Annotated in this window: 23 protein-coding genes, 1 other RNA gene and 1 riboswitch; of the genes, 19 read left to right on the forward strand and 5 right to left on the reverse strand. The window is 69.2% G+C overall.

Features of this window, described 5'->3' with window-relative positions; translation table 11 throughout:
• Positions 1 to 3: 3 nt before the first annotated feature.
• Positions 4 to 1,821 carry a TonB-dependent receptor domain-containing protein gene (locus tag IWH25_RS02180; protein ID WP_203387728.1) on the reverse strand — a complete coding sequence of 606 codons (1,818 nt, stop codon included), beginning with the start codon at positions 1,819 to 1,821 and terminating at the stop codon, positions 4 to 6.
• Between the two features lie 125 nt (positions 1,822 to 1,946).
• Positions 1,947 to 2,151, reverse strand: a riboswitch (cobalamin riboswitch).
• A 165-nt stretch (positions 2,152 to 2,316) separates the two neighbouring features.
• On the opposite strand from IWH25_RS02180, the gene IWH25_RS02185 reads away from it, so the two are divergent.
• The 5 genes from IWH25_RS02185 (at position 2,317) to IWH25_RS02200 (ending at position 4,374) form a co-directional block, all read left to right on the forward strand.
• Complete coding sequence (locus IWH25_RS02185; RefSeq protein ID WP_203387729.1) at positions 2,317 to 2,517, forward strand: hypothetical protein; 201 nt, start codon at positions 2,317 to 2,319, stop codon at positions 2,515 to 2,517.
• A 10-nt stretch (positions 2,518 to 2,527) separates the two neighbouring features.
• Complete coding sequence (locus IWH25_RS02190) at positions 2,528 to 2,860, forward strand: cell division protein ZapA (RefSeq protein ID WP_203387730.1); 333 nt, start codon at positions 2,528 to 2,530, stop codon at positions 2,858 to 2,860.
• A 36-nt stretch (positions 2,861 to 2,896) separates the two neighbouring features.
• Positions 2,897 to 3,076, forward strand: a non-coding RNA gene (ssrS, locus tag IWH25_RS19345) — 6S RNA.
• Positions 3,077 to 3,142: 66 nt separating this feature from the next.
• Entirely contained in the window at positions 3,143 to 3,580 is a 438-nt protein-coding gene (locus IWH25_RS02195) for an EVE domain-containing protein (RefSeq protein WP_238998974.1), read from the forward strand.
• Positions 3,577 to 4,374: a sulfite exporter TauE/SafE family protein gene (locus tag IWH25_RS02200; protein WP_203387732.1), complete on the forward strand. Its 798-nt coding sequence runs from the start codon at positions 3,577 to 3,579 to the stop codon at positions 4,372 to 4,374. Before IWH25_RS02195 ends, IWH25_RS02200 begins: the two co-directional genes overlap by 4 nt.
• A gap of 151 nt (positions 4,375 to 4,525) precedes the next feature.
• On the opposite strand, the gene IWH25_RS02205 is transcribed toward IWH25_RS02200, so the two are convergent.
• Positions 4,526 to 5,215 carry a GntR family transcriptional regulator gene (locus IWH25_RS02205; RefSeq protein ID WP_203387733.1) on the reverse strand — a complete coding sequence of 230 codons (690 nt, stop codon included), beginning with the start codon at positions 5,213 to 5,215 and terminating at the stop codon, positions 4,526 to 4,528.
• Between the two features lie 188 nt (positions 5,216 to 5,403).
• On the opposite strand from IWH25_RS02205, the gene dctP reads away from it, so the two are divergent.
• The 11 genes from dctP to IWH25_RS02260 are packed head-to-tail and all read left to right on the forward strand — an operon-like array spanning position 5,404 to position 15,282.
• Positions 5,404 to 6,429 (forward strand): TRAP transporter substrate-binding protein DctP, encoded by a 1,026-nt coding sequence (dctP, locus tag IWH25_RS02210; protein ID WP_203387734.1) that lies wholly within the window; start codon positions 5,404 to 5,406, stop codon positions 6,427 to 6,429.
• A gap of 55 nt (positions 6,430 to 6,484) precedes the next feature.
• Positions 6,485 to 7,066 carry a TRAP transporter small permease subunit gene (locus tag IWH25_RS02215; RefSeq protein ID WP_203387735.1) on the forward strand — a complete coding sequence of 194 codons (582 nt, stop codon included), beginning with the start codon at positions 6,485 to 6,487 and terminating at the stop codon, positions 7,064 to 7,066.
• A complete protein-coding gene (locus tag IWH25_RS02220; RefSeq protein ID WP_203387736.1) occupies positions 7,063 to 8,400 on the forward strand; it encodes a TRAP transporter large permease in 1,338 nt (445 codons plus the stop codon). Before IWH25_RS02215 ends, IWH25_RS02220 begins: the two co-directional genes overlap by 4 nt.
• 19 nt (positions 8,401 to 8,419) lie before the next feature.
• On the forward strand, positions 8,420 to 10,078 hold the full coding sequence (gene mdcA / locus IWH25_RS02225) for a malonate decarboxylase subunit alpha (protein WP_203387737.1): 1,659 nt from the start codon (positions 8,420 to 8,422) through the stop codon (positions 10,076 to 10,078).
• A gap of 10 nt (positions 10,079 to 10,088) precedes the next feature.
• A complete protein-coding gene (mdcC, locus tag IWH25_RS02230; RefSeq protein ID WP_203387738.1) occupies positions 10,089 to 10,406 on the forward strand; it encodes a malonate decarboxylase acyl carrier protein in 318 nt (105 codons plus the stop codon).
• Positions 10,399 to 11,283 (forward strand): biotin-independent malonate decarboxylase subunit beta, encoded by an 885-nt coding sequence (locus tag IWH25_RS02235; RefSeq protein WP_203387739.1) that lies wholly within the window; start codon positions 10,399 to 10,401, stop codon positions 11,281 to 11,283. Before mdcC ends, IWH25_RS02235 begins: the two co-directional genes overlap by 8 nt.
• A complete protein-coding gene (gene mdcE / locus IWH25_RS02240; protein WP_203387740.1) occupies positions 11,280 to 11,987 on the forward strand; it encodes a biotin-independent malonate decarboxylase subunit gamma in 708 nt (235 codons plus the stop codon). The genes IWH25_RS02235 and mdcE overlap by 4 nt, the downstream gene beginning before the upstream one ends.
• Entirely contained in the window at positions 11,977 to 12,687 is a 711-nt protein-coding gene (gene mdcG / locus IWH25_RS02245; RefSeq protein ID WP_203387741.1) for a malonate decarboxylase holo-[acyl-carrier-protein] synthase, read from the forward strand. Before mdcE ends, mdcG begins: the two co-directional genes overlap by 11 nt.
• Positions 12,684 to 13,544: a triphosphoribosyl-dephospho-CoA synthase MdcB gene (gene mdcB / locus IWH25_RS02250; protein ID WP_203387742.1), complete on the forward strand. Its 861-nt coding sequence runs from the start codon at positions 12,684 to 12,686 to the stop codon at positions 13,542 to 13,544. The genes mdcG and mdcB overlap by 4 nt, the downstream gene beginning before the upstream one ends.
• A 6-nt stretch (positions 13,545 to 13,550) precedes the next feature.
• Positions 13,551 to 14,468: an acyltransferase domain-containing protein gene (locus tag IWH25_RS02255; RefSeq protein ID WP_203387743.1), complete on the forward strand. Its 918-nt coding sequence runs from the start codon at positions 13,551 to 13,553 to the stop codon at positions 14,466 to 14,468.
• 16 nt (positions 14,469 to 14,484) lie between these two features.
• Complete coding sequence (locus tag IWH25_RS02260; RefSeq protein WP_203387744.1) at positions 14,485 to 15,282, forward strand: sulfite exporter TauE/SafE family protein; 798 nt, start codon at positions 14,485 to 14,487, stop codon at positions 15,280 to 15,282.
• A gap of 148 nt (positions 15,283 to 15,430) precedes the next feature.
• Here the strand turns inward: IWH25_RS02260 and IWH25_RS02265 are convergent, their stop codons facing one another.
• From IWH25_RS02265 to IWH25_RS02275, 3 genes are read right to left on the reverse strand one after another with little or no spacing between them, the layout of a single operon-like run.
• Complete coding sequence (locus IWH25_RS02265; RefSeq protein WP_203387745.1) at positions 15,431 to 16,750, reverse strand: malonyl-CoA decarboxylase; 1,320 nt, start codon at positions 16,748 to 16,750, stop codon at positions 15,431 to 15,433.
• Between the two features lie 40 nt (positions 16,751 to 16,790).
• Entirely contained in the window at positions 16,791 to 17,570 is a 780-nt protein-coding gene (locus IWH25_RS02270; protein ID WP_203387746.1) for an enoyl-CoA hydratase/isomerase family protein, read from the reverse strand.
• A 16-nt stretch (positions 17,571 to 17,586) separates the two neighbouring features.
• Complete coding sequence (locus tag IWH25_RS02275) at positions 17,587 to 18,282, reverse strand: GntR family transcriptional regulator (protein WP_203387747.1); 696 nt, start codon at positions 18,280 to 18,282, stop codon at positions 17,587 to 17,589.
• Between the two features lie 180 nt (positions 18,283 to 18,462).
• On the opposite strand from IWH25_RS02275, the gene scpA reads away from it, so the two are divergent.
• From scpA to IWH25_RS02290, 3 genes are read left to right on the forward strand one after another with little or no spacing between them, the layout of a single operon-like run.
• Positions 18,463 to 20,619: a methylmalonyl-CoA mutase gene (gene scpA, locus IWH25_RS02280; protein WP_203387748.1), complete on the forward strand. Its 2,157-nt coding sequence runs from the start codon at positions 18,463 to 18,465 to the stop codon at positions 20,617 to 20,619.
• Between the two features lie 27 nt (positions 20,620 to 20,646).
• A complete protein-coding gene (gene meaB / locus IWH25_RS02285; RefSeq protein ID WP_203387749.1) occupies positions 20,647 to 21,642 on the forward strand; it encodes a methylmalonyl Co-A mutase-associated GTPase MeaB in 996 nt (331 codons plus the stop codon).
• A 45-nt stretch (positions 21,643 to 21,687) separates the two neighbouring features.
• The gene (locus IWH25_RS02290) at positions 21,688 to 23,223 is read left to right on the forward strand and encodes an acyl-CoA carboxylase subunit beta (RefSeq protein WP_203387750.1); all 1,536 of its coding nucleotides are present in this window, start codon (positions 21,688 to 21,690) and stop codon (positions 23,221 to 23,223) included.
• Positions 23,224 to 23,239: the final 16 nt, after the last annotated feature.

The raw sequence follows: 23,239 nt of genomic DNA on the forward strand, positions 1-23,239 counted from the left end.
GGTCTACTTCGGCGCGTAGCGGATGCCGAAGAACGCGTTGGCGCCGAGGACGCCGTAGTTGTTCACGGTCTCGTAGTACTTGTCGAAGATGTTGTTGCCGCGCGCGAACAGCACCCAGTCCTTGTCCACGCGATACTCGGCGAACAGGTTCACGAGGCCGTAGCCGCCGAGCCGTACGCGATTGGCCGCATCGTCGTAGCGATGACCGACCCACTGCCATTCGCCGCCCAGGGTCCAGTCTCCGAACGACCGGCTGAGATGGCTGAACATCTGCCGTTCGGCACGGCGTGCCAGCCGGTTGCCGGTATCGTCGTCGCGGGTGCGCTGCAAATCGACGGAGACGCCGCCGGACCATGGGCCCGAACGGCCGGCATAGCTGAGCGAGGTTCCCTTCAGCGTCGCCTTGTTCACGTTCTGCGGCGGCCAGCTGTTGATCAGGTCCTCGACCTTGTTGTGGAAGTAGACGGCGGACAAGCGGTGCCCGCTCGTCTCCCACGTGACCCCGGCCTCGGCGTTCTTCGCCTTCTCCGGCTTCAGGTTCGGATTGCCGCCGCCGAAGCCGGTATCGGGGAAGTACAGCTCGTTGAAGGTCGGCGCGCGGAATGCGGTGCCGTAGGAGAGATGCCCGCGCCATGCCGGCGTGAACTGGTAGCCGTAGGTGGCCGCACCGGTGGTCCGGCCGCCGAACTGCGAATTGTCATCACGGCGCAGGTTGAGCTGCAGCTGATGGTTGTCCAGGCCGGCGGTCCAGCCGGCGAGCAGCGAGCGGACGCTGCGCTCGTCCCGCGTGTAGTTGGTGGTTCCCGACACGGCCTGCTTCAGATATTCCGCGGCGAACAGCGCGGTTCCGAGGGGCAGCTTGACGTCGTTCTGCCACACCAGCTGGTCCTGGACCGTCCGGAACTCCCCGGTGGTGACGCCGTTGCGGCGCGTCGTCAGATCGTCGGTGCTGCGGCCGAGACGGACCGTGCTGGTCCAGCTCGCGAGCAGCTTGTTGCGGGAGTAGATCGAGTACGCGGCAACATCCTGTTCGCTCTTGAAGTCGCGGGCTTTCGGCGTCGAATCGTAGCGGCTGGTGCCGTCGGTTGCCAACACCGTGGCGCCGATCTCGTGACCGCTGGCCGGACGGACCGCCAGGCTGCCGGAGAAGCTGCTGTTGCGGTAGCCGTCGCGGTCGGGGTTGAACGAGCTGCTTTTCTTGTTGTGGATGGCGCTGACGCCGTCGGTCTCGTAGTAGCCGCCCTGCAGGCTGAACGACACCAGCTCGTTGCCGCCCGAGATGCCGACACTGCTGTCGCTGGTGTGGTAGGTGCCGTAGCCGGTGCTGGCGTTGAGGCGCGGCTCGCCGCTACCCTTCCGGGTGAAGATCTGGATGACGCCGCCGATTGCGTCGGCACCGTAGAGCGACGAGGCCGGGCCGCGCAGGATCTCGATGCGCTCGACCTGGGACAGCGGGATGCGCGACCAGGTCGCTTCACCGGTCGTCGCCGAGCCGAAGCGCTGGCCGTCGATCAGCACGATCGACTGCTTGGAGGAGGCGCCGCGGATGAAGATGCCGCTGTTCGTTCCCGGACCGCCGTTCGCGGTGTACTGGATGCCCGGCTGGCGGGCGAGCAACTGCTCGATGGTGGTCTGGCCGGCCTGCTCGATTTCCTCGCGGTCGATGACGGTGACGTCGGCCATCAGATCGCTGACCCGCGTGGCCTGGCGGGTCGCGGTGACGACGATGGGATTCAGCTCGGCGTCGGCCGCCGCCATCAGATTGCCGGAGAAGGCGGCGAGCGTCGCCGCCGCCAGCGCATGTCGATTATCGATTTTCATGGTTACCCCTGATCGCCGGCGAGCGTCCCCGCTGCCGGCATTGCACAGAATGGAACTGCACGGGGGGGCTGAACGGGACGGGGCGCACGGGCGCCGAGCATCCAATGACCGCCTCCCGCGGCATTTCCGCTACTCGTGCGCAGGCCGGTCTCCGGGCTTGCGAGGTTTGTCGTGCCGCCTTCCCAGGCTTCTGGCGGCCCAGTGGCGTTGAGGCACGAATCACTCGCTTACCGTTGCGGGGGCAGCAGCGGAATTGCGTGGCAGTTGGTCTGCCCGCGCACCGCTTTCCCGTTTCACCGCGGCAGAGGAATCTGCGCGCGGCACCTTGCACGGCCCGTGTGCCGCCAACCGGTGTCGGCGACAAAACGGGTGGCGGATTGTACCGTGCGCGACGGTATGGAGGAAGGGGCCGACGCTTGCCTGCAACATAAATCACATTCAAAATGCATTGTTACTCCTTGACTTGACTTGTTTTTTACTTCTATAGTTGCCGCCATGGTCAATGAACTGAACGCGCTCGAGAACAAGATCGCCCAAGTGGCGGGCTTGTGCCGCGCGCTGCGCAGCGAGAACCGCGAGCTGCAACAGCGCCTCGCCGCGGCGGAAGCGGAGAAGCAGCAACTGGTCGAGCGCATGAACGGCGCGCGCGAACGCCTCGAATCCCTGGTCGGGCAGCTCCCCGAAGCGAAGGCCTGAACGTACGCGCATGACGGACCCGAACGCCCCCAACTATCTCGACATCACGCTGCTCGGCAAGGACTACCGCGTCGCCTGCCCGCCCGAGGAACGCGAGGCCCTGCAGGCCGCGGTCTCCTACGTCGACGAGAAGATGCACGAGATCTCCGACCGCACGAAGAGCAACGTCGCCGAGCGCATCGCGGTGATGGCCGCGCTGAACATCGCGCACGAGTTCCTGAGCGCCAAGGCGAAAGGCGGCGAGCCGGTCGGCGGCCTTGATTTCGGAGCCGTCAGGCGTAGAATCGCGGACATGGAGGCACAGCTCGACGTGGTGCTCGCACCGCAGGAAAAGCTGTTCTAGGAACCTCGCGGTTCCCGGGAAACTGCCTCCGCAGAGCGTCCCCTGCGGTGTTCGCCAAGGCCATACATTCCTTGAACCAATGCTGATTGGCATCGGTTGCGGACCAAGACCCCGCTGTTGTGCGCGCCCTTCGTCGGGTGTGCCTGATGCGGAAGGAAAGCAGCCACTCTGAACCCAGGTTCAGGATGCCGGCCGAACGGCACAGGCGGGGGCCAAAACCGACAGCGCGGAAGGTTTCTTCCGCGCTGTTTTCATTTCGGGGGCGCGATGGCGTACTGGCTGATGAAGTCCGAACCCGCCGAGGTATCGATCGACGACCTCGCGGCGCGCGGCACGGTGCCGTGGTTCGGCGTGCGCAACTACCAGGCGCGCAACTTCATGCGCGATGCGATGCGGATCGGCGACCGCGCCTTCTTCTACCATTCGAGCTGCGCCGAGCCGGGCATCGCCGGTCTCTGCGAAATCTGCGCGCCAGCGCACGCCGACGCCACGCAGTTCGACCCGGCCAGCCCCTACTTCGATCCGAAGGCGACGCCGGACAAACCGCGCTGGCTGTGCGTGGACGTGAGCTTCGTACGGAAGACGCGGCTGCTGCCGCTGGCCGAGCTGCGCGCCCACCCCGAACTCGCCGCCATGCCGATCCTGCAGCGCGGCAACCGGCTGTCGATCACGCCGGTGACGGCCGCGGAGTGGAACTTCATCAGCGAAAGGCTGCTGTGACCTTCATCCTGCTCTACCTGGCGCTAGGCGCCTTCGCCGGCTTCGTCGCCGGGCTGTTCGGCGTCGGCGGCGGGCTGACGCTGGTGCCGTTCATGTTCATGATCTTCACCGCGCAGGGCATTCCGCACGAACACGTGATGCACCTCGCGCTCGGCACCTCGATGGCCAACATCACGCTGACCTCGATCTCCAGCATGCGCGCCCACCATGCGCACGGCGCGGTGCGCTGGGACATCGTGCGCGCGATGGCGCCGGGGCTGGTGCTCGGCACCTTCGCCGGCTCGCAGCTGGCCGGCTTTGTGCCGACGCGGCCGCTGACCGCGGTCTTCGTCGTCATCGTCTATTACGCAGCGGCGCAGATGATCCTCGACTTCAAGCCGAAGGCGCACCGCCAGCTGCCCGGGCCGGCCGGCCTGTTCGGCGTCGGCGGCGCGATCGGCGTCGTGTCGAGCCTGGTCGCCGCCGGCGGCGGCTTCCTGTCGATCCCGTTCATGCTCTTCTGCAACGTGCTGATGCACAACGCGGTCGGCACCTCGGCGGCGCTCGGCTTCCCGATCGCGCTTGCCGGCGCGCTCGGTTTCATCGTCGCCGGCTGGCACGATGCCGGACTGCCGGCCGGATCGCTCGGCTACATCTATCTGCCGGCCTTTGCCGCGATCGTCTCGATGAGCATCCTGGTCGCGCCGTTCGGCGCCCGGCTGGCGCACCGCCTGCCGGTGAAGCGGCTGAAGCGCGCCTTCGGCGGCTTCCTCGCGCTGCTGGCGACGAAGATGCTGTGGTCGCTGCTCGCGTAGCGGCCGCTCAGGCGCACCCCGGGAGTACTTCTTCGCGATACGCAAAGCGCATCACTCAGGCGCACCCCGAGAGTACTTCCTCGTGATGCGCAAAGCGCATCACTCAGGCGCACCCCGAGAGTACTTCCTCGTGATGCGCAAAGCGCATCACTCAGGCGCCGGCGTTGAAGTCGCGCAGCGAGGCGACCAGGTCGGCGAAGCGCTCGCCCTGCACCGACACGTGGCTGCGCAGCAGCGCTTCGGCCTGCTCGCTGTCGCCGCGCTGGATCGCCTCGACGATCGCCTGATGCTCGCCGAACGAGGTCGCCATGCGGTTGCGCACACGCAGCTGCAGCCGGCGGTAGGGGCGCAGGCGACGGTGCAGCATTGCCGCCTGCTCGGCGAGGAAGGCATTGTGGCTGGCCTCGTAGATGCGGCGGTGGAAGACCTCGTTCAGCTGGTAGTACTGGTCCGGCGCATTGGCGTCGCGCGCGGCCTCGCAGGCGAGGTGCGCCGCCTGCAGCGCCGCCTGCTCGGCGGGCGTGATCCGCCGTGCCGCCAGCCGGCCGCACATCGCTTCAAGTTCTGCCATCACCTCGAACATCTCGCAGACGCGCTCGGCGCCGATCTCCGGCACCGTCGCGCCGCGCCGCGGCCGGATCTCGATCAGCCCGATCGAGGCCAGCTGGATCAGCGCCTCGCGCACCGGCGTGCGGGAGACGCCGAAACTGTTCGCCAACTCCTGCTCGTCGAGGCGGGTGCCGGGCGGGTAGACGCCGGTGACGATGCGCTCCTCGATCAGTTCGCCGAGCCGTTCGGACTGGCGGGGGACGGCGGCGTTGAGTTCCAGCGGGTGGTTCATGGCAAGGCGATCGCAAGATGGGCTCGATTCAATTATACGAAACTCGTTGACCAGTATTCAAGTTGTGCTATCGTGTATACACAACGGCAAATATTGAATACACAAAAAGAGCTTGGATCATTAGATCAACACGGGTGAGCAAGCCTGCCGTCGCTGATATTCGACCGATCAATCTGGAGGAGACGTCCATGATCTGCAAGACGAAACGCTGTTTCACCCTGGGCTTGGCCGCCGCCGCGCTGGCCTTCGCCGTTCCCGGCGCGCAGGCGCAGGCGCCGCGCGTCATCAAGATATCGCACCAGTTCCCCGCCGCCAGCTCGGAAGACGGCGACTTCCGCGACCGCCTGGTCCGCCGCTTCGCCGCCGAGGTCGAGAAGCAGAGCAAGGGCTCGCTGAAGTTCGAGATCTACCCCGGCAGCTCGCTGATGAAGACCAACAGCCAGATCGGCGCGCTGCGCAAGGGTGCGCTGGATATGAGCCTGGTCCCGCTGGCCTACGGCGGCGGCGAGATCCCGGAAGTGAACATCACGCTGATGCCGACGCTGGTCAACAGCTACGAGCAGGGCCTGCGCTGGAAGACGGCGCCGATCGGCAAGGAACTCGAGCGCATCCTCGCCGAGAAGAACATCAAGATCCTCACCTGGGTCTGGCAGGCCGGCGGCATCGCCTCGACCAAGCGCGCCGTCGCCGTGCCGGAGGACGCCAAGGGGCTGAAGTTCCGCGGCGGCAGCAAGGAGATGGACCAGATGCTGAAGGGCGCCGGCGCCGCGGTGACCGGCATGCCGTCGTCGGAAATCTACAGCGCGATGCAGTCCGGCGTCCTCGACGCCGCGCTGACCTCGAGCACCTCGCTGATCAGCTTCCGCCTGCAGGAGTTCAGCAAGTTCGTCACCACCGCGCGCGACAAGAGCTTCTGGTTCATGTTCGAGCCGCTGCTGATCTCGAAGAGCCTCTACGATTCGCTGACCCCCGAGCAACAGAAGATCGTCGCCGATGTCGGCGCCAGCCTCGAGAAGTTCGGCGTCGAGGAATCGAAGAAGGACGACCAGCGCATGGCCGACGTCTACGCCAAGGCCGGCGCCAAGGTGGTGGACATGGACGAGAAGGCGTTCCTGGCCTGGCGCGCCGTCGCCGAGCAGACCGCGTTCAAGGACTTCGCCGAGAACATCAGGAACGGCCGCGCGCTGCTCGACATGGCGCTCGCCGTCAAGTGACCCCTCCGGCCGGACGCGCCTGCGTCCGGCCCTCCTCATTCCTGCAAGGTGAACTATGAGCCCCGGATATTTCATCAGCCGGACGATCAAGGCCTTCAACGTCGCCACCGGCTACCTGTCGGCCTTCCTGATCGTCGCCGCCACCAGCATCCTCGTCTTCGAGGTCGCAGTCCGCTATTTCCTCGCCTGGCCGACCGACTGGGAGATCGAGCTGTGCGTGATGCTGCTGATCGCCTCCAGCTTCCTGGCGGCGGCGCACACCCAGCTCAACCGCGGCCACGTGACGATCGAGATCCTCGACGAGATCACGCCGAAGCGCTGGACGCAGTGGCGCATGGCCTTCTCCGACCTGCTTTCCTTCCTCTTCTGCGCCTTCATCGCCTGGCACTGCTGGCACCTCTTCCACGAGGCCTGGAGCGAGGGACGGATGAGCGACAGCTCGTGGTCGCCGAAGATGTGGCCAGTGTTCGCGACGATGGCCATCGGCATGACTTCGCTGTCGCTGCAGGTTCTGGTCCAGCTGATCGAGGACTCGCTGCCGGACGCGATGCGCTCGCACCAGCCGCCGGCGCACGACGCTGACGTCCAGCTCGCCATCGAGAGCATCCAGCACCTTGAATCGGGAGGCACGAAATGACCGTCGCACAACTCGGGCTGCTCTATGCGGCCGCCACCTTCGCCTTCCTCTTCTCGGGCATGCCGATCGCGTTCGCCGTCGGCTCGGTGGCGCTGATCTTCATGTACTTCTTCATGCCGGCGGCGCAGCTGTCGATCGTCGCCGAGACGATCTTCTCCGAGCTGAACAGCTTCACGCTGCTGACCATCCCGCTGTTCATCATGATGGGCGCGGCGATCGGCAAGTCGCGCGCCGGCGCCGACCTGTACAACTCGCTCAACCGCTGGCTGTACAAGGTGCCGGGCGGCCTCGGCCTGGCCAACACGCTGGCCTGCTCGGTGTTCGCGGCGATGTGCGGCTCGTCGCCGGCGACCTGCTCGGCGATCGGCTCCTCGGGCATCCCGGAAATGCGCAAGCGCGGCTATTCCGAGCGCCTTGCCACCGGCCTGATCGCCGCCGGCGGCACGCTCGGCATCCTGATCCCGCCGTCGCTGACGCTGATCCTCTACGGGTTGGCCACCGAGCAGTCGATCGGCAAGCTGTTCATGGCCGGCGTCGGCCCCGGCCTGCTGCTGACCGCGCTGTTCTCGATCTGGGTGGTGTACAAGTCCTGGGCCGAGAAGAACGCCAAGCTGTTGGTGAACCGCGGCGCCGCGGCGCTGCCGGCGGCGGAGTCCTACAGCTGGCGCGACCGGCTGGAAACGCTGCCGCGGCTGACCCCCTTCCTCGGCCTGATCCTGGTCGTCATGATCGCCCTCTACGGCGGCTGGGCGACGCCGTCGGAAGTCGCCGGCATCGGCGCCTTCGGCGCGCTGCTGATGGTGATGACGATCTACGGCTGCTGGCGCTGGAGCGACCTCAAGGTGATCCTCTCCGGCACCGCGCGCGAATCGTCGATGATCATGCTGATCATCGCCATGTCCTTCCTCTACACCTACGTGATGAGCTACCTGCACATCACGCAGTCGGCAGCGGCGTGGATGATCTCGCTCGAGCTCGGCAAGTGGGAGTTCTTCTTCTGGGTGAACATCCTGCTGATCGTCCTCGGCTTCTTCCTGCCGCCGGTGGCGATCATCCTGATGGTGACGCCGATCATCCTGCCGGCGCTGAAGGCGCTGGGCATCGACCTGATCTGGTTCGGCGTGATCATGACCATCCTCATGGAGATGGGCCTGATCCACCCCCCGGTCGGCCTCAACCTGTTCGTGATCAACGGCATCGCACCCGACATCAAGCTCAAGGAGATCATGTGGGGCACCGTCCCCTTCCTGCTGCTGATGGTGCTCGGCATCGTGCTGCTCTGCCTCTTCCCGGAAATCGCCACCTGGCTGCCGTCGCAGTACAGCGGTTCGTGAACGACGAGAAAGGAACGCCATGAACGCCCCCCTGCACCTACCCTGGGACGGACTGCGGCGGCGCCAGCAAGGCCGCCTCGAACGGGCGGCCACCCTCGGCCTCGGCAGGATGGTGCCGGCCGAGCGCGTAGGCCAGCTGCTGGAAACGGTGATCGAGCCGGGCGACCGCGTCTGCCTCGAAGGCAACAACCAGAAGCAGGCGGACTTCCTCGCCCGCGCGCTGGCCAAGGTCGATCCGCAACGCGTGCACGACCTGCACCTGGTGCAGTCGGTGGTCGCGCTGCCCGAGCACGTCGCGCTGTTCGAGCAAGGCATCGCGCGCGAGCTCGACTTCTCGTTCTCCGGCCCGCAGGGCACGCGCCTGGCGGCGCTGGTCGGCGCCGGCAGGATCCGGATCAACGCGATCCACACCTACCTCGAGCTGTTCGCGCGCTACTTCGTCGACCTGACGCCGAACGTCGCGCTGATCGCCGCCGAGGCGGTCGACGACGAGGGCAACCTCTATACCGGGCCGAACACCGAGGACACGCCGGCGATCGTCGAGGCCACCGCCTTCAAGAACGGCATCGTCATCGCCCAGGTCAACGAGCGGCGGAAGACGCTGCCGCGCGTCGACATCCCGGCCGGCTGGGTCAATCACGTCGTCGTCGCACCGAAGCCGAACTACATCGAGCCGCTGTTCACCCGCGATCCGGCGCAGATCTCGGAGATCCAGGTGCTGATGGCGATGCTGGTGATCAAGGGCATCTACGCCGAATACGGCGTGCAGAGCCTCAACCACGGCATCGGCTTCGACACCGCGGCGATCGAGCTCTTGCTGCCGACCTACGCCGCCTCCCTCGGGCTGAAGGGCAAGATCTGCACGCACTGGGCGCTCAATCCGCACCCGGCGCTGATCCCGGCGATCGAGGCCGGCTTCGTGCAGTCGGTGCACAGCTTCGGTTCCGAACTGGGCATGGAGCGCTACGTCGCCGCCCGGCCCGACGTCTTCTTCACCGGCGCCGACGGTTCGCTGCGCTCGAACCGCGCCTTCTGCCAGGCCGCCGGCCACTACGCCTGCGACCTGTTCATCGGTTCGACGCTGCAGATCGACCTCGCCGGCAACAGCTCGACGGCGACCAAGGGGCGCATCACCGGCTTCGGCGGGGCGCCGAACATGGGCGCCGACGCGCGCGGCCGCCGCCACGAGAGCGCCGCCTGGCTCAAGGCCGGCGAGGAGGCGCGCCAGGGCGCGGCAACGATGCCGCGCGGACGCAAGCTGGTGGTGCAGATGGTCGAGACCTTCCGCGAGCACATGGCGCCGGCCTTCGTCGAGCGCCTCGACGCCTGGGAGCTGGCGGCGCCGATGGGGCTCGCCAACCCGCCGGTGATGATCTACGGCGACGACGTCACGCACATCGTCACCGAGGAAGGCATCGCCAACCTGCTGCTCTGCCGCGACCTCGCCGAGCGCGAGCAGGCGATCCGCGGCGTCGCCGGCTACACCGCGGTCGGCCTCGGTCGCGACCGCGCCAAGGTCGAGGAACTGCGCGCGCGCGGCGTCATCCGCCGCGCCGAGGACCTCGGCATCGCGCGCCGGATGGCGACGCGCGACCTGCTCGCAGCGCGTTCGGTGAAGGATCTGGTGCATGCCTCGGGCGGCCTCTACAACCCGCCCAGCCGCTTCCGCAACTGGTAAGGACATTGCGATGGAACACCTCGATTACGAACTCCCCAGCCGGCCGCAGCCGCGACGCCGCGAGGCGCTGCTGGTTGGCGTCGTCGGCTCGGGCAACTGCGAGCTGCTGCTCGAAGCCGGTGCGCCGGCCGACCACTGCCGGCTACGGGTGAACACCTCGGCGCATGGCTTCGCGCCGATCTGGTCGGCGGTGCTCGCCGACTTCGCCGCGCGCAGCGCGGCCGGCGGCCTGACGATCGAAATCAACGACGTCGGCGCGACGCCGGCGGTGGTCAGCCTGCGCCTCGACCAGGCGATCGAGGCCTGGGAGGAGTCTGCGCATGGCTGACAGCTACTTTGAGGCCTCGGCGCGCGAGCGCCTCCTGGGCGTCGTCGACGCCGGCAGCTTCCGCGAATTCGTGCCACCGGCGGCGCGCATCAGCAGCCCGCACCTGGCCCAGCTCGACCAGCCGGTGGCCTTCGACGACGGCGTCGCTGTCGGCCGCGCGACGCTCGCCGGCCGCCCGGTGCTGGTCGCCGCGCAGGAAGGCGGCTTCCTCGGCGGCGCTATCGGCGAGGTGCACGGCGCCAAGCTGCTCGGCCTGATCGAGCGCGCGCGCAGCGAAAAGCCGGCGGCCGTGCTGTTCCTCTTCGACTCCGGCGGCGTCCGCCTGCACGAGGCGAACGCCGGGCTGATCGCTGTTTCCGAGCTGATCCGTGCCGTGCTCGCCGCGCGCCGCGACGGCATCCGCTTCGTCGGCCTGATCGGCGGTGCCGGCGGCTGCTTCGGCGGCACCGGCCTGATCGCGCGCTGCTGCGACGCGCTGGTGATGTCCGAGGAAGGCCGGCTGGCGATGTCCGGGCCGGAGGTGATCGAGACCGCGCGCGGCGTCGAGGAATTCGACTCGCGCGACCGGGCGCTGGTCTGGCGCGTCACCGGCGGCAAGCATCGCTACCTGCTCGGCGAGGTCGACCGGCTGGTCGACGACGAAGTCGCGCAGTTCCGCGCCGCGGCGATCGACCTGCTCGACGCGGAAGCGGAGCTGACGCTGGCAGCGGTCGAGCGCGAGCACGCCATGCTCGCCGCACGCTGGCAGCGCTTCGCCGACTGCGACGATGCGCCCGAGATCTGGCGACGGCTTGGCGTCGCCGACCCGCAGGCGGTGCCGCTGCTGCCGCTCGACCAATTCCTCGCCGTCGCCGACGGCTGCCGGAGCCCCTCATGAAGCGCGAACAACTGCTGCAACAGCTCTTCGGCGACGGCTGGTCGCCGCTGCAATCGGAGGAGAGCTTCTTCGTCGGCAGCGGCCGGGCCGGCGACGACACGGTGCAGGTGATCGGCACCGCCGGCGCCACCGAGGTCGGCGTCGACCTCGCGCTGGCGATGGCCGGCGCGGTGCTCGACACCGTCCGCCAGCATCCCGGGCGGCCCATCCTCTTCCTGCTCGACACGCAGGGCCAGCGCCTGCGCCGGCGCGACGAGCTGCTGGCGCTGAACGGCTACATGGCGCACCTCGCGAAATGCGTCGAGATCGCGCGCAGCCGCGGCCACCGCATCCTCAGCCTGGTCTATGGCCAGGCGGTCAGCGGCGGCTACCTGACCACCGGCATGATGGCCGACGCCTGCTACGCGCTGGCCGACGCCGAGATCAAGGTGATGAACCTGCCGGCGATGGCGCGCATCACGAAGATCCCGCTCGAGCGGCTGGAGACGCTGGCGCGGCAGTCGCCGGTGTTCTCGCCGGGCGTCGCCAACTACTACCGCATGGGCCACCTGCGGGAGGTCTGGCAGGGCGACCTCGCCGCCTGCCTGTGCGACGCGCTGCGGCAGCCGCGCGAGGACGACCGGCGGCCGGCGCTCGGCCGCGAGCGCGGCGGGCGACAGCAGGCCGCGGCGGTGGCCGCCAGGGTCTGCGCCGATGCGGCCTGAATCGGCGGCGCCCGGCGCGCCGGCCCGCCACGACCTGGCCTGGCTCGCCGCCGACGCCGCCGCGTCGGCACAGCTCGCCGGCCCCACCGGCATCGGCGACGACGCAGCGCGGACGCTGCTCGCCGGCTGGCTGCGCCGCGGCCACCCGCTGATCGTCACGGCGCAGCCGGCACCGGCCGGCGCCACGCTGCGCCTCGGGCTGGCGCTACCGCCGGGCGAGGGCAAGCAGCGGCTGGCGTTCGCCGTGCCGCGCGCCTGCGTGCGCGCGCTGACGCCGCCGCCGGCGCTGGCCGAGGCCGCGCCGGCGCTGCCGGCGCGCTGGCAGCCGCTGCTGCGCATGCTGCTCGCGCAGCCGGCGTTGGCCGCCTGCACGCCGCGCGTGTTCGGTTCGGCGGCGATCCAGGTAGCGACCGGCGAGCCCTGCCTCGGCGACGCCTCCGACCTCGACCTGCTGCTGGCACCGCCCGACTGGGCGGCGGCGCAGGCCGCCTGCGCCGCGCTCGAAGGCGCCGCCGCCGGCGGCCTGGCGCCGCGCGTCGACGGCGAGATCCGCAACGCGCGCGGCGAGGCCGTCGCCTGGCGCGAGCTGGCCGGGCTGTCGATGCGACTGCTGGTCAAGGATGCGGCCGGCGCCCGGCTGAGCGGACGCCACGAATTCGCCGCCGGCTTTGCCGCCGGCGGCGCGCGGAGGGCGGCATGAGGCGGCGGCTCGCCGGCATCGGCGAGCTGGCCGTCGCGGCGCTCGCCGCCGAGCTCGCGCTCGATCCGAAACCGGGGCTGGTGACGCCGACCCGGCGCGGCAGCCACGCCGACATGGAGCATGCGACCTTCGTCGCCAGCATCGACGCGCTGCGCCCGTACTTCGCCGACTGCGCGCAGCTCGGCGCCGCCGGTGCCGGCTTCGCGCCGCTGCAGGCGCGCGGGCTGGCCGCCGAGCGCGCGATGTTCGCCGCCACCGGCGGCATCAACACGCACAAGGGCGCGGTCTTCAGCCTCGGCCTGCTCGCCGCCGCCGCCGGCCGCCTCGCGGCGCGGCCGGCCGAGCGCAGCGCCGGCGCGCAGGCCCTCGGCGAAGTCGTCCGCCGCTGCTGGGGGGACGACTTCGCCACGCCGCCGGCGGCGCCGTCGAACGGCCGGCGCGCGCTTCGCGAACACGGCGTCCCCGGCGCCCGCGAGCACGCCGCGGCGGGTTTTCCGGTGCTCTTCGCCGTCACCCTGCCCGCCTTGCAGGCAGCGCTCGCGCGCGGCGGCGGCGAACGCGAGGCCGGCGTGCATGCGCTGCTGTCGACGATGGCGGTGCTGCCCGATACCAACCTCGTGCACCGCGGCGGCCCCGCCGGGCTGGCCTGGGCGCAGCGCGCGAGCGAGGCCTTCGTCGCCGCCGGCAGCGTCTTCGCCGCCGGCTGGGAAGCCCGGCTCGCGGCGCTGTGCGACGAATTCGAACGGCGCTGGCTGAGCCCGGGCGGCGCCGCCGACCTGCTCGCCGCGGCCTGGTTCGCGCACGCGCTGCCGGACGAACTGTTCGCCGTGGCCCCGCACGCGGCATTGGTGGCGTAGGCGACGATGGCGCTGTGCCTGCTCAGTCCCGGCCAGGGCAGCCAGTCGCCGGACATGCTGGCGCGGCTGGCCGCCGATCCGGCGACCGCCGGCACCCTCGCCACGCTGGCACCGCTCGCCGGCGACGAGGCGCTGCGGGTCGCCGCCGACCCCGCGCGCTGCTTCGCCAACCGCCACGCGCAGCCGCTGCTCTGCCTGTACGCGCTGGCCGTCGGCGCAGCGCTCAGCGCGGAAGGCGTCGAAGCGGCGCTGGTCGCCGGCTACAGCGTCGGCGAGCTGGCCGCCTACGGGCTGGCCGGGGCGCTGCCGGCGGCGGCGGTGCTGCGCGCGGCGGCAGCGCGCGCGCAGGCGATGGACGACTGCGCGCCGGCCGATTCCGGCATGCTCGCCGTGCGCGGCGTCGCGATCGGCGAAATCGAGGCGCTGGCGGCGGCGCACGGCGTCGACGTGGCGATCTGCAACGGCGACGAGCACGCGGTGCTCGCCGGCCCGCAGTGCGCACTCGACGCGCTGGCGACAACGCTGGCCGCGCAGCGCGGCGCGCACGTGGTGTCGCTGCCGATCGGCGTGCCGGCGCACAGCCGCTGGCTGCAGCCGGCGGTGGCGCCGTTCGCGGCGACGCTGGCGGCCCTGCCGTGGCAGCGCGGCGCGCTGCCGGTGCTCGCCGGCGTCTCGGCCGAACCGGTGCGCGCGCCGGAACGCGCGGTGGAAACGCTGAGCCGGCAGCTGGCGGCAACCATCGACTGGGCGCGCGTGCTCGACGTCGCGGTCGAGATGGGAACGACGGTGTTCTTCGAGGTCGGCCCGGGCAACGCGCTCGCGCGCATGGCGCGCGAACGCCATCCCGGACTGCCGGCGCGCGCGCTGGCCGACTTCGCCAGCGTCGCCGGCGCCGCGGCCTGGCTGCGCCGCCAGCTCGCGTGAGGCGACGGCCGCGTCGATGCTGATCGCCGCCTATCTCGCCACCGGCGTCGTCGCCGGCTTCTTCGCCGGGCTGCTCGGCGTCGGCGGCGGCGTCATCATGGTACCGGCGCTGGCGATGACGCTGGGCGCCGCCGGCCTGCCGGACGGCTACCTGCTGCAGGTCGCGCTCGGCACGTCGATGGCGACGATCCTGTTCACCTCGCTCTCCAGCCTGCGCGCCCATCATCGGCACGGTGCCGTGCTGTGGCCGGTGGTGCGCGACTTCGTCCCCGGCATCCTGCTCGGCACCGGCCTCGGCACGCTGCTCGCGCGCCACCTGCCGACGCAGGCGCTGGCGCTGTTCTTCGCCGCCTTCATGGTGCTGGTCGCGCTGCAGATGGCGCTCGGCCTGCGCACGCAGCCGCAGCGGGCGCTCCCCGGCCGCCTCGGCGTCGGCGCCGCCGCTGCCGGCATCGGTGCGGTGTCGGCGCTGGCGGCGATCGGCGGCGGCGCGATGACCGTGCCCTTCCTCAGCTGGTGCAACGTCCCGGTGCGGCAGGCGGTCGGCACCTCGGCTGCGGTCGGTTTCCCGATCGCGCTCGGCGGCACCGTCGGCTACGTCGTCAACGGACTGGCCGTCGGCACGCTGCCGGCCGGTTCGCTCGGCTTCGTCTATCTGCCCGCGCTGCTCTGGGTGGCGCTGGCGAGCGCGCTGACGGCGCCGCTCGGCGCGCGCCTCGCGCACCGCCTGCCGGGAGCGGTGCTGCGCCGGATCTTCGCCGCGCTGCTGCTGGTGCTCGCCGCGAAGATGCTGTGGCGCCTGTTCGCCGACTGAGGCGTCAGAGCTCGTGAAGAAATCGTAGCGAGCGGTCCGAGCGCGAGGCGGACGGAGCGCAGCGCCGAGACCTATCACACGGACAGGCGAGGCGCGAGCACCGCCCAACGAAGCGACCGGACCGCGCAGTAGATTTATTCATGAGCTCTCAGCGCTTGCCCAGCCGGCGCACGGTGGCCGACGCGGCGATGCGCGTCTCGCGCGCGAAGGCCTCGACGTTGGCCTCGATCTCGTCCGGATCGTAGAGGTAGTTCACCATCATCCCGAAGGACTGGCGCAGCCCCTTGTCGCTGACGTCGGCGAGCCAGTCGAGCTGCTCGATGCGGGCGCCGTTGCCGAGGTGGAAGCGCGACACCGGGTCCCACGGCTTGCCGTCGCGGCGGGCCTCCAGCAGGTAGCGCGCGGCGAGCCGCGGCAGCCGGTCGCGCAGCGTGCGCAGCGTTGCCTTGTCGCTGCGCCACTGGCCGGCCGCGAGCGCGTCGGCGTCGAGTGCGATGCCGGCGTCGGCGAGCGCCTCGGGATGTTTCCTGACCCACGACGCGAATCCCGGCAGCGGCGACAGCGTGGCGAAGTTCTTCAGCCGCGGGAAGTCGCGCTTGAGGTCGTCGACGACGCGCTTCAACAGGAAGTTGCCGAAGGAGACGCCGCGCAGCCCGTCCTGGGTGTTCGAGATCGAGTAGAAGATCGCCGTGTCGGCACGCTGCGCGTCGAACACCGGCGCGTTCACGTCGAGCAGCTGCTGCACGTTGTCGGCGAGGCGGTCGGTCAGCGCGACCTCGACGAAGATCAGCGGCTCGAGCGGCATGCGCGGGTGGAAGAAGGCGTACAGCCGGCGATCGCTGTCGAGCCGGTTCTTCAGGTCGTCCCACGAGCGGATCTCGTGCACCGCCTCGTAGCGGATCAGCTTCTCCAGCAGCGCCGCCGGCGAATTCCAGGTGATGCGGGCGAGCTCGAGGAAGCCGACGTCGAACCAGGCACCGAGGCGCGCCTCGAGCTCGCGATCGAGCGCGGCGAGCTGCGGGTCGCTGTCGAGGTAGCGCAGCAGGTCGGCGCGCAGGTCGACGAGGAACTTGACCCCCTGCGGGATGGCGTTGAACTGCGTCAGGATGCGGATGCGCGCCGAGCGCACCGCGTGGCGCAGGCCGGCCTCGGCGTCCCACTGCGCGTCGCTGCCGATCGTCTTCTGGTACGCGGCATGAGCCGCGGCGACCGCGGCCGGATCGGGACCGAACTCGACCGCGATCAGGCGCAGGAATTCGCGGCGGCCGGCGTCGTCGAGGCCGAGGTAGGTTTCCGCGAGGCGCGCCGCGCGCTGCCGCGTCGACACCTCACCGCCGAGGCCCTCGGCGCATTCCTGCAGCTGCTGGCGGATCTGCGCCAGACGCCGCGGCGGCAAGCCGGGCGGCGGGGCGGCGATGGCGGAGCGCAGGCGTTGCAGGCCGCGGCTGACGAGGTTCGGTTCCGGCATGGGCGGGTCTCCTGAACGGGGGCGCGGCCGGCGGGCGGCGTCAGCGCCCCTTGAACACGGGTTTGCGTTTTTCGAGGAAGGCGGCGAGGCCTTCCTGGTAATCCTCGGTGGCGAGGAAGGCGAACGAGGCGCGCAGCTCGTCCTCGCCGAGCGGCACGTCGTGCTGCAGCCGGCGCGCCCACTGCTTGTGCCAGCGCGCGACCAGCGGCGCGCCGTCGCCGATGCGGCGGGCAGCGGCGGCGACCTCGTCGGCGAGCTGCGCGTCCGGCACGACGCGGGTCAGCAGGCCCTTCTGCAACGCTTCCGCCGCCGACAGGATGCGCCCCTCGAGCAGGATTTCGAGCACCACCGCCGGCCCGGCAAGGCGCAGCAGGCCGGCCATTTCCTCGGGGTACATCGAGAAGCCGGCGCGGTTGATCGGCGCGCCGAACTTCGCCGACTCGCCGGCGATGCGCAGGTCGCACTGGCCGGCGATCTCCAGCCCGCCGCCGATGCAGGGGCCGTGGATCATCGCGATCGTCGGCTGCGGGCAGTCGGCGATCGCTTTCAGCGCGCGGCCGACGCAGCCGTGGTAGTGCATCGCCTTGTCGACGGTGTCGCGTGCGGTCAGGAATTCCTCGAGGTCGCCGCCGGCGGCGAAGGCAGCAATGCCGTCGCCGCGCAGGATCACGCAGCGCAGCGCGTCGTCGGCGGCCAGCGCCGCAATCGTCGCCGCCAGCTGCTGCCACATGCCGAGGTCGACGGCGTTCAGCTTGCCGGGATTGACGATGCGGACGGTGGCGATGCTGCCGTCGACGGAAGTCTCGATGCTGCCGGGCATGGCGACGGCAGCGGAATCAGGCGGCCTTGGCGCTGCTCTTGGCGCCGTCCGCGGCTTCCTTGGCGTAGATGCGTGCCAGCGCCTCGCGGCCGGAGAGCAGGTGGTCGTGCATCGCCTTCTCGGCACGGGCGGCGTCGCGCGCCTTGAAGCCGGCCATGATCGCGCGGTGCTCGTCGAGCGACTGTTGCAGCCGGCCTTCGAGCGACAGCGAGTGCAGGCGGGTCAGCTTCAGCACCTTGCGCAGGTCCTGGATCACCTGCAGCAGCCAGCGGTTGTCGGCCAGCTCCTGCACCGCACGGTGGAATTCCTGGTTGGCCTCGAAGAAGCGCTCCTTGTCGCCGGCGGCGGCATGCTTCTCGAGCAGCGCGTGGAGGCCTTCCAGCCGGGCGAGGTCGTCGGCCTTGGCCTTTTGCGCCGCCTCGTAGGCGCAACGGCCTTCGAGCATGGCCATCAGCGGGAAAATCTCGTCGAGGTCGCGCTCGGAGATCTCGGTGACGTAGCAGCCGCGGCGCGGCTTCAGCGTCACCAGGCCTTCCGAGGCGAGCACCTTCAGCGCTTCGCGCAACGGCGTGCGGCTGATGCCGTAGTCGATGGCGAGCGCCTGCTCGTCGATCCAGGTGCCGGGGGGCAGTTCGTGCGAGAAGATGCGCTGGCGCAGGCGCTCGGCGACTTCCTGATAGAGTGCGGTCTGGGCGATACGGGCGGGATTCATGGCTGGATTATACCCTGCACAGCAAGCCTTGCATTCATAATTATGGATAAAGTATTATTGGAACTATTTCCCGGGGTGTCAAGCGGCACCATGTCGCGAGCATGACCCGGCGAATTGCCCAATAATGAGGTTCGGCCCGCTGCCTGCAAGCGTTCCGGGCCGCAACTGCGCGAGGTTTCCATGTCCAGCGAGAGCGGTTTTTTCGATTCCAGCAACCTTGAGGCCTGGCACAAGGCCGCCGCCAAGTCGGCGCCCGGCGGCGCCGTCGATGCGCTGAACTGGGTGACGCCGGAAGGCATCACCGTCAAGCCGCTGTATACGAAGCAGGACACGGCCGAGTTGCCCTACGCCGACACGCTGCCCGGCTTCGCGCCCTTCCTGCGCGGCCCGCAGGCGACGATGTACGCCGGCAAGCCGTGGACCATCCGCCAGTACGCCGGCTTCTCCACCGCCGAGGAATCGAACGCCTTCTACCGCAAGGCGCTCGCCGCCGGCGGCCAGGGCGTGTCGGTGGCCTTCGACCTGGCCACGCACCGCGGCTACGACTCGGACAATCCCCGTGTCGTCGGCGACGTCGGCAAGGCCGGCGTGGCGATCGACTCCGTGGAAGACATGAAGATCCTGTTCGACGGCATCCCGCTCGACAAGATCTCGGTGTCGATGACGATGAACGGCGCCGTGCTGCCGATCCTCGCCGGCTACATCGTCGCCGCCGAGGAACAGGGCGTGTCGCAGGACAAGCTGTCGGGGACCATCCAGAACGACATCCTGAAGGAGTTCATGGTCCGCAACACCTACATCTACCCGCCGAAGCCGTCGATGAAGATCATCGCCGACATCTTCGGCTACACCGCGCAGCACATGCCGAAGTTCAACTCGATCTCGATCTCCGGCTACCACATCCAGGAAGCCGGCGCGAACCAGGCGATCGAGCTCGCCTTCACGCTCGCCGACGGCATGGAGTACGTGCGCACCGGCGTCGCCTCGGGCATGGACGTCGACACTTTCGCCGGCCGCCTATCGTTCTTCTGGGCGGTGGGGATGAACTTCTACCTCGAGATCGCCAAGATGCGCGCCGCGCGCCTGCTCTGGCACCGGATCATGAAGGGCTTCGGCGCCAAGAGCGCCAAGTCGATGATGCTGCGCACGCACAGCCAGACGTCGGGCTGGTCGCTGACCGAGCAGGATCCGTACAACAACGTCGTGCGTACGACGATCGAGGCGATGGCCGCGGTCTTCGGCGGCACGCAGTCGCTGCACACCAACGCGCTCGACGAGGCGATCGCGCTACCGACCGAGTTCTCGGCCCGCATCGCGCGCAACACGCAGCTGATCATCCAGGAAGAGACGCATATCTGTAACGTCGTCGACCCGTGGGCCGGCTCGTACATGATGGAGAAGCTGACCCAGGACATGGCCGACAAGGCCTGGGGCATCATCCAGGAGATCGAGGCGATGGGCGGCATGACCAAGGCCGTCGAATCGGGCTGGGCGAAGATGCAGGTCGAGACCTGCGCCGCCGACAAGCAGGCGCGCATCGACTCGGGCAAGGACGTGATCGTCGGCGTGAACAAGTACAAGCTGGCCAAGGAAGACCCGATCGACATCCTCGACATCGACAACCACGCGGTGCGCGAGGCACAGGTCGCCCGCCTGCAGAAGATCCGCGCGACGCGCGACTCGGCTGCCGTGCAGGCCGCGCTCGACGCGCTGACGAAATGCGCCGAAACCGGCGACGGCAACCTGCTCGACCTGAGCGTGAAGGCGATCCGCCTGCGCGCCACGGTCGGCGAGGTGTCGGACGCACTGGAGAAGGTCTTCGGCCGCTTCCGCGCCAACAACCAGACCATTTCGGGTGTTTATGGAGGCGTCGTGGCCGGACAGGAAAGCTGGGAAAGCATCAAGGCGGAGGTCGAGAAGTTCGCCGCCGAGGAGGGCCGCCGCCCGCGCGTGATGATCGCCAAGCTCGGCCAGGACGGCCACGACCGCGGCGCCAAGGTCGTCGCCACGGCCTTTGCCGACCTCGGCTTCGACATCGACGTCGGCCCGCTCTTCCAGACGCCGGAAGAGGCGGCACGGCTCGCGGTCGAGAACGACGTGCACGCCATCGGCTGCTCGTCGCTCGCCGCCGGCCACAAGACGCTGGTGCCGCAGCTGGTGCAGGCGCTGCAGGCGCAGGGCGCCGACGACATCATCGTCTTCGCCGGCGGCGTCATCCCGGCGCAGGATTACGACGCGCTGTACGCCGCCGGCGCCAAGGCCATCTTCGGCCCGGGCACGCGCATCGAGGATTCGGCCAAGCGCGTCCTCGAAGAGATCCGCAAGGCGCGCGGCTAAGTCCGGCGACGGATGAACGCGCGGGAGATGCCTTTGCCGGTGCACGCCTTGCCGCCTGAGGACCGCACGCTCGTCGACGGCGTGCTGGCCGGGCAGCGGCGCGCGCTCGCCAAGGCGATCACGCTGATCGAGTCGACGCGCAGCGACCACCGCGCGCGCGCGCAGCAGGTGCTGAACGCGCTGTTGCCGCAGACCGGCAACGCGATCCGCGTCGGCATCTCGGGCGTCCCCGGCGCCGGCAAGTCGACCTTCATCGAGGCGCTCGGCGTCTGGCTGATCGGCCAGGGCCACCGCGTCGCGGTGCTCGCCGTCGACCCCTCGTCGTCGATCAGCGGCGGTTCGATCCTCGGCGACAAGACGCGCATGGAGATCCTCTGCCAGAAGGAAGAAGCGTTCATCCGGCCGAGCCCGTCGGCGGGCTCGCTCGGCGGCGTCGCCGAGAAGACGCGCGAGGCGATGCTGCTGTGCGAGGCCGCCGGCTACGACGTGGTGATCGTCGAGACGGTCGGCGTCGGCCAGAGCGAGACGACGGTGGCCGGCATGGTCGACCTGTTCTGCCTGCTGCAGCTGCCGAACGCCGGCGACGACCTGCAGGCGATCAAGAAGGGCATCGTCGAGATCGCCGACATGGTGGTCATCAACAAGGCCGACATCGACCCGAAGGCGACCGCGGTCGCCCGCGCGCAGTGGAAGAACGCGCTGCACCTGGTGCGCCGCGCGTCGCCGCACTGGGAACCGCCGGTGCTGACCGTCAGCGCGCTGCAGAAGGAAGGCATGGCCGAGTTCTGGGAGAATGTCGTCAAGTACCGCGACACGCTCTCCGCCAGCGGCGAGTTCGCGCAGAAGCGCCGGCAGCAGTCGCTGGCCTGGATGTGGCAGCTGATCGAGGCCGGCCTGCACCAGCAGTTCAAGGAACACCCGGGCGTGCGCGAAAGCCTGCCGCGCCTGTCGCAGTCCGTCGAGAGCGGACTGACCACCCCGGCGGCGGCGGCGCATGCGCTGCTCGCCCACCTGAAGCACTGATTTTCGTTTTTTTGAGTTACCGGACCTACCCAGGGAGATCCCGTTATGCACGACATCATCCGACAGCTGGAAAAAAAGCGTGAACTGGCCCGCCTCGGCGGCGGCCAGAAGCGCATCGACAGCCAGCACGCCAAGGGCAAGCTGACCGCCCGCGAACGCATCGAGCTGCTGCTCGACCCGGGTTCCTTCGAGGAATGGGACATGTTCAAGGAGCACCGCTGCGTCGACTTCGGCATGGACCAGGCCGAGAAGACGCCGGGCGACGGCGTCGTCGTCGGCTACGGCACGATCAACGGCCGTCTGGTGTTCGTCTTCTCGCAGGACTTCACGGTCTTCGGCGGCTCGCTGTCGGAGACGCACGCCGAGAAGATCTGCAAGGTCATGGACCACGCGATGAAGGTCGGCGCGCCGGTGATCGGCTTGAACGACTCGGGCGGCGCGCGCATCCAGGAAGGCGTTGCCTCGCTCGGCGGCTACGCCGACGTCTTCCAGCGCAACGTGATGGCCTCCGGCGTCGTGCCGCAGATCTCGATGATCATGGGCCCCTGCGCCGGCGGCGCGGTGTATTCGCCGTCGATGACCGACTTCATCTTCATGGTCAAGGATTCGTCGTACATGTTCGTCACCGGCCCGGAAGTGGTGAAGACGGTGACGCACGAGGACGTCACCGCCGAGGAACTCGGTGGCGCCGTCACCCACACCTCGAAGTCCGGCGTCGCCGACCTCGCCTTCGAGAACGACGTCGAAGCGCTGTCGATGCTGCGCCGCTTCATGAACTTCGTGCCCTCGTCGAACCGCGAGAAGCCGCCGGTGACGCCGACCAACGACCCGGCGGACCGCATGGACCACTCGCTCGACACGCTGGTCCCGGACAACCCGAACAAGCCGTACGACATGAAGGAGCTGATCATCAAGGTGGTCGATGACAGCGACTTCTTCGAACTGCAGCCCGACTACGCCAAGAACATCATCATCGGCTTCGGCCGCATGGACGGCCACCCGGTCGGCATCGTCGCAAACCAGCCGCTGGTGCTCGCCGGCTGCCTGGACATCAAGTCCTCGATCAAGGCCGCGCGCTTCGTCCGCTTCTGCGACGCGTTCAACATCCCGGTGGTCACCTTCGTCGACGTGCCGGGCTTCATGCCGGGCACCGCCCAGGAATACGGCGGCATCATCAAGCACGGCGCCAAGCTGCTCTACGCCTACGCCGAATGCACCGTGCCCAAGGTCACCGTGATCACGCGCAAGGCCTACGGCGGCGCCTACGACGTGATGAGCTCGAAGCACCTGCGCGGCGACGTGAACATCGCCTGGCCGTCGGCGGAGATCGCGGTGATGGGCCCGAAGGGCGCGGTCGAGATCATCTTCCGCGAGGAGAAGAACGACCCGGCCAAGCTCGCCCAGCGCGAGGCCGAGTACAAGGCCAAGTTCGCCAACCCGTTCGTCGCCGGCGCGCGCGGCTTCATCGACGACGTGATCATGCCGCACGCCACCAGGAAGCGCATCTGCCGCTCGCTGGCAATGCTGCGCGACAAACAATTGGATAACCCGTGGCGCAAGCACGGCAACATTCCGCTGTAAGCGCCCAGGGAGAATA

This window comes from Azospira restricta (assembly GCF_016858125.1).
GTDB classification, from domain to species: domain Bacteria; phylum Pseudomonadota; class Gammaproteobacteria; order Burkholderiales; family Rhodocyclaceae; genus Proximibacter; species Proximibacter restrictus.